At 52.2% G+C, this 9,382-nt stretch carries 6 protein-coding genes; all 6 read right to left on the bottom strand.

Features of this window, described 5'->3' with window-relative positions; all coding sequences use genetic code 11:
• Positions 1-73: 73 nt before the first annotated feature.
• Genes MXC99_RS00955 through MXC99_RS00930 form a run of 6 tightly spaced genes read right to left on the bottom strand, consistent with a single transcriptional unit; the run spans position 74 to position 9,180 of the window.
• Positions 74-1,246, bottom strand: a complete 1,173-nt coding sequence (locus tag MXC99_RS00955; RefSeq protein WP_247723762.1) for a sulfotransferase family protein — start codon at positions 1,244-1,246, stop codon at positions 74-76.
• A 47-nt stretch (positions 1,247-1,293) separates the two neighbouring features.
• Positions 1,294-2,103 (bottom strand): sugar phosphate isomerase/epimerase family protein, encoded by an 810-nt coding sequence (locus MXC99_RS00950; RefSeq protein WP_247723761.1) that lies wholly within the window; start codon positions 2,101-2,103, stop codon positions 1,294-1,296.
• Positions 2,096-2,872, bottom strand: coding sequence for an NAD-dependent epimerase/dehydratase family protein (locus tag MXC99_RS00945; RefSeq protein WP_247723760.1), 777 nt, complete (start codon positions 2,870-2,872; stop codon positions 2,096-2,098). Before MXC99_RS00945 ends, MXC99_RS00950 begins: the two co-directional genes overlap by 8 nt.
• The gene (locus tag MXC99_RS00940) at positions 2,869-3,915 is read right to left on the bottom strand and encodes an FAD-dependent oxidoreductase (RefSeq protein WP_247723759.1); all 1,047 of its coding nucleotides are present in this window, start codon (positions 3,913-3,915) and stop codon (positions 2,869-2,871) included. Before MXC99_RS00940 ends, MXC99_RS00945 begins: the two co-directional genes overlap by 4 nt.
• Entirely contained in the window at positions 3,912-6,734 is a 2,823-nt protein-coding gene (locus MXC99_RS00935; protein WP_247723758.1) for a hypothetical protein, read from the bottom strand. The genes MXC99_RS00940 and MXC99_RS00935 overlap by 4 nt, the downstream gene beginning before the upstream one ends.
• Positions 6,727-9,180, bottom strand: a complete 2,454-nt coding sequence (locus MXC99_RS00930) for a glycosyltransferase (RefSeq protein ID WP_247723757.1) — start codon at positions 9,178-9,180, stop codon at positions 6,727-6,729. The genes MXC99_RS00935 and MXC99_RS00930 overlap by 8 nt, the downstream gene beginning before the upstream one ends.
• Positions 9,181-9,382: the final 202 nt, after the last annotated feature.

The raw sequence follows: 9,382 nt of genomic DNA, 5'->3' as shown, positions 1-9,382 counted from the left end.
TTGCGCCTCTCCGCCGATGCCGTCACTGCCAATCCCGTCGTCGTTGAACATGGCGTGAATTGTCCAACGATGGCTACGCAGCGAGAAGGACGCCGCTCAGTGACCGGTTACCATTAGCCGTCCATCGAACGCAGCCCGCCGCATCGTTTAGTGAAAGTTCCCGCACCTCACAAAATGCGGGCCGATCTGTCAGGTCAAGGCGCAAGGAAAGGAAACGATCTGGTGTGGCAGGTAGTGAAAACACCAAAGTCTGCTCTTCGTCCCCAAAGTTGAACGGTTGAACCAGGCTGCGCGATTCAAGGTAGTTGAGGCTTGGGGTTCTCCAGTAAACGGTAGCGTGCGCATTTTGGCTGGCAGCCTCGTAGATGGCCTGGCCATGCACAAAGATCTGTGACTCCAGCGCTTCTGTGCGTGCAGACCTGGCTAACCAAGGCTCCAGCGCCGACCGCAGCGTATCGAGCTTGTCTTGTAGCTGGTCAAACACGGCAGGCGAAGCGTCATAGAAGTGACGATCGAAGGCGTTGTAAACCTCATACGCAAAATCGACGAAGGGCGAATCTGGTAGAGGTGCTGCAGCTGACTTGTGGTCAAGCTTGGGGTCAAGAAAGGCGCATGCCTTGGCCAATACTTCCGGCTCTGTTGCTGAAAATGCGGTACCCAGATGGCCGTCCAGCTCGCCAAGAACATATTGGGTGTTGTTCAGCAGCTCAGCATATCGAACCAGTGCCCGCGCCTCACCGCGCGAATGGCGTTCAGCATCCATCAAGTAGATGGCATACAGCAGGGCCGATTGATTGGGATGCATGCCATCTCGTCGCGAGAGAGATGCAACAACATCTGCCGGGCTACGCAAGGTAACCACATATTGGGTTTTTTCGCCCAGATCGGAAAATACCTCCTTCCAGACCGGTAAAAGTCTGCAGGTACGCGGATCTTTCAAGATCTTTCTTTCCTGGCTCCTGTACTCACTCTGAAAAACATTGGTGGCCGACTCTTTCATCTCTGATACAGAACTATTTTCCACATCAAAAATCAGGGGGCGAACATCATTCCAGCCGGACAGACCAAAATGCCGCATCAAACGGTCATTTTCGGAAACAATCTTCGTGCTTTCGAAATAGCCTTTCGGGTTGAACTCGTTGGATGAGAGCAACTGAAGTCCCGGAAAAAAATCCAAAAAAGAAAAAAATCCCGCCGTTGCAGAAGTACCACTGCGGTGCATTCCGAGCACAACAAGGAGAGACATGGAAGGCGTCTTTACAAGTAATTGGGCTGAAAAAATGACTTGATTATCTAGTTGCCTAAATAGACTTTGTGCAAAAAGTCTACCGCACCCCTGATGGATCGCTTGGGTTCAGCGGTCTCGAGCATTTCAATGCAGAGCCATCGGTCGTATCCAACGCTTGCAAGCGCGTTTGCAGCCACAAAATGGTAAGGGGTCGGCTCAGTAAAGTCGGACAGCTGTGGCTGACTGATATGAAAGTGTGCAATCTCGGCTGCGGTCTCTTGAATCGCCAGACCTATATCATCACCTTGCACACATGTGCATCCTGCATCGAGGTGAAACACCAAGCCTGGCCTATCAACCGCCCGTACCAGTGCAAGGCTCTCTTGGTATGAAGAGATGAATTCAGCGCCATACGCCACCGGTACAGCCTCCAGACCCAAGGAGACATTGTGCTTTTCAGCGATTTCGGCCAGTTCTGACAAGCGCTCTATTGCCAAGGCGCGCGCAGTCTCCATGGGATGACCTAGCAGCAGTCTGTTTTTAGGTGCTCCAAAGACGAGAACCTTGGCACCCGCCACCGAAGCGAGCTGGCAAACATTGTCCATATGCTTGCACAGTGCTGCGTAACTGCCAGGGTCACCTAGCAGTTGCAGGTTGGGGTGCCCGAAAAGAAAAGCTTGAAATGACGAAATTTCAAGACCGTGCTTCGCTACGCGCTGTCGAAATGCGTCCATCACTGACGTCGTCAGTTCATCCCATGGCGCCACTTTCCCGGGGGCGACTTCAACACCTTCAACACCGAGGTTAGCCAGCAGGGCCAGCATCTCGTCGTCATTGCCCGTCCAGGCCAGGTTTGAGATTGCGAGCTTAGGCACAGTGCACCTCCGGCGACTTCAGCCAGCGTGCCATTTCGTCTAACACTTCCGGCGCACGCATCAAGTAGCGTTCATCGGCCTCACCAAACGCCTGCGCGTGAACAGACTGCATATCGTAGAAGGCGACTGGTGCGGGCGCAGTACCCGCAGCAATGCCGGGAAAGAACCGTTCTTTGATAACCCGCATCGGCAAGGGCTCCACAGCAAAGTTCACCAAGCTCAAACGGCGCTCGATGACCTTCTGAATATCAGCCCAGATTCTCGTGAGCGGATACCACTGAAAACACGACGCTAGATTGATTTTTTCTGTCTGATTCGAACAGAGAAAATCATACAAGGCGTTCTTTTTCAGCCCAGGGCCAAAAAGCGCGGGCAAGCGCACAACGTGCAGCTCCTCAAACTTACCTTCAAGCGCTTTTTCCAGAAGTAGCCGATGGCGCCCATAAGGGTGCAGTCCCTCAAGCTCAATGGATGTGCGTTCATCCACACCTGCAGGATGTGGGTAGACATCCACAGTGGAAATGAGCACAAAACGTCGTGCCTTGACGGTGCTGTAAATATCGATCAAACGCTCGATAATTGCCCAGTCCTCTGCAGGATTCTTGTTGGCCCACCATTTGACAGCGGGGACACCAGCGCAAACGACCAAATCAAAGCCTTTACCACGGATCTCATCGACATTCTTCGAGTTGAAACACGCATCAAAACTGGCTTGCCGCGCAATGTTTCCTCCCACAAAGCCGGTATAACCGATCAACGCGCTGGTCATGACAAAAGATCCTCCAGTTCAAACTCTGTTTCAAGCATCGAAAGAATCGTGTCTGATGCATGAAAGATCGTATCGATCTTTCCCGAAAGCACCTTGAAAGTCCGCCCTTCCTTCTCCACGTAACACGAGCGGTCGTCGGTGGCGCCTTCGATCTTGGTTTTTACCGACAATTGAGGTCCGACGTATTCGAACTGATTCTGAAATGCGGGGTAATACCTTGACACCTGCGCTTCCATCAGCTTTCGTTTTGCATCGACGGCCGCGGTGGGTAGATTTCCGAGGAAGGCCCAGGCGTCATCGGATGATTCAAACCGACCCAGCGGTGTATGTGTCACGCTGGAAAGGGTGAACATTTCAGGTTCTTCGCAGGGGTAGATGGAGCAAAGCTGGCCATCGACCGCCGTCAGCGCAAAATTGCCTACAGTGCTTGATCGGTAATAAAGCAGCAAGGTCGGTTCAAAGAAGACGGTCCGCTGGATTGGCAGGCAAGCACCCCAGGTCGCGTCCACCACGTAGTCGAAGCGCTCCCCGTCCACCCACACGCCATCGTCACCAGCCTCAATCGAGCGCACCGCGTGCTGCAAGCGCAAGGCACTGCCCAAGCGTTTGGTAAAGAAAGTGCGCGCTTTTTCCGTCAGCAGCGCGCGCTCTTCGACGCGCAAGCCACCACGACAGTGGGTGATCCCATAGTTCTCTGGTGCCACCTCGACAAACTCCAGCCCCGAAGCACTCATGATCATTCGATAAGTTAGAAAATCGATCAGGGAGTCCTGTTCTGGCACAACGTAGATATTGTGCTCGATGGGTGCCGACAGGCGAGCGTAACGCTCCATGAAGCGCGCATAGCCGTCGCGGGACTGGACGCGCGTGCGATGGTTACGGGCGTAGTGAAAGCCCTGATGGAGACGAAATTGATTGTTGCCCGAAGCGGCGGCCATGACCCGGCCCGATTTTTCAAAAACGACGATCTCGAATCCGAGTGCCATGAAACTTGAGGCGATGTGGCAGCCGTACCAGCCTGCACCGATCACTGCTATTTTCATTCGCCACTCCCCAGCACTCGGGCCAGCAACTGATCAACGGTCGCTTTCAGTCCTGCCATATCTACGACAAAGTTCTCACGTATCCCACCTTCGCCGGCCACAGTAATCGGACTTGAAGCGCTTGGCTGTTCAACGACATATTGAACCGGAAGATAGATACACTCCGTTGCCCCCTCACGAACATTCGGGCTCTCGTAAATTTTCAAATCAGATTTTTTTTCAACTACTTCACGGTTACTGAAAATCACCCCATCAAGATTAGCAACCCACTTGTACTTGGTTAGACCCGCACCCCAAGGCGCTACGAAGCAGTCTGCGGAAAGAATCCATGCCATGGTGCTGCTAAGCTCCATGTCAACTGCGTCGACCACTCTTACACTACCCCCATGCCTCTGCGCTGCAAGAGCAGTTCCTATCGCTTGGACGACCCCCTTCTCCTGCTCCACAAGCCCCCCGTTTGTTCGTTGCTCACCGTAGCTCACTGCCTTTCGGCCCAGGATGCGGTCGTGGCCGTCAATGATGATGGTGAGCTTTGGGATCCGTCCTGCAAGGTAGCAAGCGAGTTCAGCCAAGCCTTCGGTCTGATTCAACCAGGTTCGGTTCTCGAAGCGCAAACCAAAGACGATGCGCAACTCGCCCATACTCTTGGCAGTCACTTGACCCCCAGTTAGGGAACGGCAGTGAATCGCCAGCCGATCCGCAAGAGCTTTGGGGATGTATGAGTCGCCGATTCGCAAAGGAAACATTTTATTTTCATAGACCCATTGAGCGACACTGATCTTGCCAGGTCCTGCAACAACAACATTCAGCCCCGGTTTCTCTAATACTTCACGCGCTCCGAGCCACACTTCTCCAACATCATGCTGGTCAAAGTGAATGAGTGCTTGCAGGTGCTGTGCACCACCGCTCTGTTGCACACGGTGGAGACCAGATACCTCATTCCACAGACGATGGCCTAAGTGACCCGACCGTGTAACGCCAACGGTAGGTACGAGTCCTGATGTTTCAAAATACTTCCGCAAAAGAGGCCAGCGTATTCTTAAGTGGCCAACTAGGTCAGTCAAATGCTTCGTCAAGTTCGCAAATCCCGGCACCCTGCGATAGCATAGATCCATCCTGGTCAAGTCGAAAAAGGCGATTCTCACGCCGGTATGAGAACCAACGAGAATCAAAGCGGACAATGACGATCCTTCGAACAGGGGGTAGGCGAAAACAAAATCATTCACCACTATACCGCGTGTGGCTCTAAGCTGCCGACCTCGCCACTCCAGGTTCATCTCGCCCAAGGCACCTTTCAAGACTTCATCCTGCACCTCTGCTGGCGACGCGTTCAACAAGCGACCCTCTGAGCTTGTCCGATCGCCAGTAAGGTCGTTGGCGCCAGCAAAAAGATCGTCCGCGAACGCCGAAAATTCGGCCGAGAGAGGTTCAATTGCCTCTGTAATCAGGTGAGGTTCGTGCTGACCAGGGGCAACACATTCCAATAAAAGCCGCCTGAAGAGTGCTGAGAACGCTTCTCGAACCCAGGGGCCGTGGCTCCAAATCGTCTGAGCACTATTGCCGATGAACTGGCCGTCCGCATCGAAATACCAAAGTGCCCGTTTGTTTTCTGTGTTTTTGAGTACCAAGATGCAAAGATGATCCTGGACGAGCCAAATTGAGACGGGAGACCACCCGGGAGAAAGTGTATCGATCGCAGACTGGTCGCGTCGCTGAAGCGCTTTCAGGTTCACCTGGGACCGCTCTACCCTGCCATCGGATAAGCTCCAACCGTTGCAGGAAAGAGCTTCGGCAGAGTTTGCGGTGCTAACGATCAAGGCTGGTTGCTGAATGGTCGAGTGTAGGCTAATGCCGTCAAAGTCGATTGAGCGCGTTACCGTGATCAAGGCCGAAATCACATCGTTAACCACGCTCGCAAAGTCTTCTCGTGGTGCAGGTGTGTCCACTGGCGCAGCATCAGAAAAAAGACGCAACACTGGTTGACCACCAAAATATGTGTCGTTATATCGATCGATGACGGGGCTAAACTTATCCCTTAGAGATTCAATAATCTCAGAGTAATAAATTGGTCCAGCGTCCCTCTCCGGGTGCTGCCGGATGAGTTCATCGGAGACCTTGGTTGTGACACCGCTGGGATTTACGGTAAATTTTTTCTGGATATTGAAATTAACGCTTCGGAGTGCGTCTGCTTCCAGCATTGAAAGGGATCTGTTTACCTTATTTTTTTTGATTATGGGCAGTACATCTGAAGGCAAATCGATCGCTTTGAGAAATGATGATCCGAGTTCTTTTTTCTCGGTATCATAGTGAAGAACTCTTATGTCGCCAAAAAAATTTGACCAGGCATCAACTACTTCGAACTGCTGGAGTGTTTTAATCGATTTTCCGTAAGAAAATAGATCTCCCGAGAAGCCATGGCGCTTTACAAGCTGCATATATGATGAGTAAAGCATTTCATACAAATTCCTTACATATGCAATTACTCTAACATTTGCGTCAATAGCTCTTGCAGCAGAGATTAATTCATTGATTTCATTTTCGGATAAAATCTGAAAAGCCTCTGACGAAAGCAGTACTTTAGTAACGTCACCTGTATAAAGTTTTTGCAAAAACTCAAGCGCAATGCCGCTTTTTAGCGCATTAATAAGGTGGACACCATTTCCGGACGTGATCTGGTAATCATCTTTGATTTGATCGCCAAAAACTGGGTACAGGATGCCGGCCTGCTGAAGATGTGCAGTATTTTGGTTAAGCCAAACCTGAAGTGCGGAAGATCCGGTTTTTCCACAACCGATATGCAAATATAGGAATCTAGTCATTTGCGCCTCGCACAGAAAAATCTTCTCGAGCCTTGGTCAAATTCGGGCTGTAGTAGGGGTCGACATTCAAGTGCTGGCCCCAGCGTTTCTTCATGGTCTCAACTTCCAGCTGAAACCGCTTCTGCTTTTCAGGCGTGTCTTCATGACCACGGCTGATGGATTCGTAGTGATAGAGCTCTGCGTGTGGCGTCCAGAGATTACGATAACCAGCCGCCCTGACCTTCAGGCAAAAGTCAACGTCATTGAAGGCCACTTTCAGGTGCTCTTCATCAAGCCCTCCCACCTTCTCGTAAACAGTTTTGCGTACCAACAGGCACGCCGCGGTAACTGCGGACAAAGTTTGGGCGAGGGTAAGACGATAAAAATAACCAGGGTGTTTGCGCGGGAAGTGTTTGTGGCTATGTCCGGCAACACCGCCTAATGAACAGATCACACCTGCATGCTGAATCGTGTCATTGTCGTAATAGAGCTTAGCGCCAACACAGCCAACCTCCGGGCGAACAGCGTGCGAGACCATCTCGGTCAGCCATTCCGGGCTGATGACTTCGATATCGTTGTTGATTAGCCCAATGATCTCGCCCTTGGCCTGGTGTACGCCAAAGTTGTTGATGGCGGAGTAGTTGAACGGGTGGTCGTAGCGCAGCACACGAACACGCTGGTCTTCTTTTTGAATTTGGTCAAAGAAGGCGAGCGTGTCGGGCTCGACGCTGCTGTTGTCAAGGATCAGGATTTCGTAGTGCGTGTAGGTGGATTTTTCCAGAATGCTGCGCACCGCCACTTCCACCAGGTGGCGACGGTCGCGGGTAGGAATGAGCAGGCTGACCAATGGCGCGGGGTCGGGGATGGGCCAACGCGCCCGGTAGGTATTGGGCACCAAGCCTTGTTGGATGCGCACCGCTGGGTTCGCTTTGGCAAAATAATCGGTCAGTGCCTTGATGCCGGCGTCGGTGGTGTAGCTTTTCTCACCAGCAGCCAGCGCTGTGGAGCCTTCCACCGTCCGCCAGTGGTACAGCACCCGTGGAATATGGACAATCTGCGGTGCCTTGACGTGTGGCAAACAGCGCAGCAGCAGATCGTAGTCCTGGCTGCCTTCAACACCTGGGCGGAAGCCACCAATCTTTTCCAGCAAGTCGCGCTTGTACACGCCAAGGTGCGAGACGTAGTTCTGCGAGTAGAACAGGTCCGGGTTCCAGTCGCTTTTGAAGTGGGGGTCAAAGCGCTGCCCGTCCGCTTTGATCTTGTCTTCGTCGCTGTAGATGACCTGCGCGTCAGGCTGCGCGTTGATGGCTTGGGCAACGAACAGCAGGGCGTGTTCAGGCAGTGCGTCGTCGTGGTCGAGCAGTGCGACATAGTCCCCCGTGGCCAACGTCAGCGCCGAATTGGACGCGCGGGAGATGTGGCCGTTCTTGTCGCGGAACACGGTCTTGATCCGCCCGTCCTGCGCTGCATAAGCCTCCAGAATCTGGCGCACATGGGGCTTGGGCGAGGCGTCATCGGCGATGCATAGTTCCCAATTCGGGTAGCTCTGTGCCATCACCGAGTCGATGCAGGCGCGAAGGAAAACCGCATCGGTGTTGTAGGTCGGCATCACTACAGAGATCAGCGGCTTGCGCGCAAGCTGTTCGTAAAGTGCACGCGCTTCTTCCGCGCTGGGAAGGGTGGCGGCCTCCACGTTTTCAATCCATTCCTCGTAGCTGACCTGGCCCGGTGTATGCTGGAACAGCTTTTCATACTCTTGCTTGAGCAGTTCGAGGTAGTCTTTTTTTGCACTTGCGGCGTCATCGACCAGTTTTTTCTGCAGCGCATCTTGGGCTGCAGCAGAAAGCGCTTCCTTGCTTTTGGCAATGGCTGAAAAAAGTTCTTCAGTAATATTTTCTTGATTTATTTTTTTTAGCTCGAAGGCAAAAACCTTAAAAGCACCTTCTGCTTCCTTGGGGTCGAAGCGTATCGAGCGTACCTTGCTTGGGAAATGAACGAGTCTGCTTTTAAGTGAGTTGCTTAAAAAGGGTAGTGTAATCGACGAGGCTTCGGAATAGCCTTCGCCGTAATCGGGATAAAATTTCGCGATATTTTTTTTATTTTTCGCCTCAATTAACAGGCTGACTCGGTACCAGCCTGCCTCATGATCTCGCTTGCCTGAGATGCACAGTTCAAAGTGAGGGTCGTGGCTTGTCGAAATCCAGGCAGATGCGTCTGATTGTTCAGCTTCAACGCCACCGATCGGGATGAGCTTTACTGTACTTGATTTCCTCTTAAGGCGGGCGGCGGCGACTTCTTTGTTCGCGCTGGCAAATTTTTCGATATATGGGTTTTCAGCTATAGCTTCATCATATAAGGAGAGTGCAGTAATGTAATCCCCGTTACGCAGATGGTAATTGGCTTCCGAGAGTTTTGTTTTAGGGATTGCAGCGGGCCTACACTTGCTATGTAAATCTGGCGTTAACATTGCTTATCTCTGATGGTCTTGATGTTCAATTCTTGATGGCCGAACTGGCTGAAGAAATTTCCTTCAGCTGCGTGTTTGCCCTGGCCTGAAGTCATCTCGTTATACACAACTCTGCCCCACCAGAGCGCCGGCTGAAATAATCGTTGACCTTCAATGACTTACGCGAAGCGCTTGTAAACCTTGCAAAAAACGCGTCTACTCT

This window comes from Thauera aromatica (assembly GCF_023093595.1).
GTDB classification, from domain to species: domain Bacteria; phylum Pseudomonadota; class Gammaproteobacteria; order Burkholderiales; family Rhodocyclaceae; genus Thauera; species Thauera aromatica_A.
This window is presented reverse-complemented; position numbering and strand designations above follow the sequence as displayed.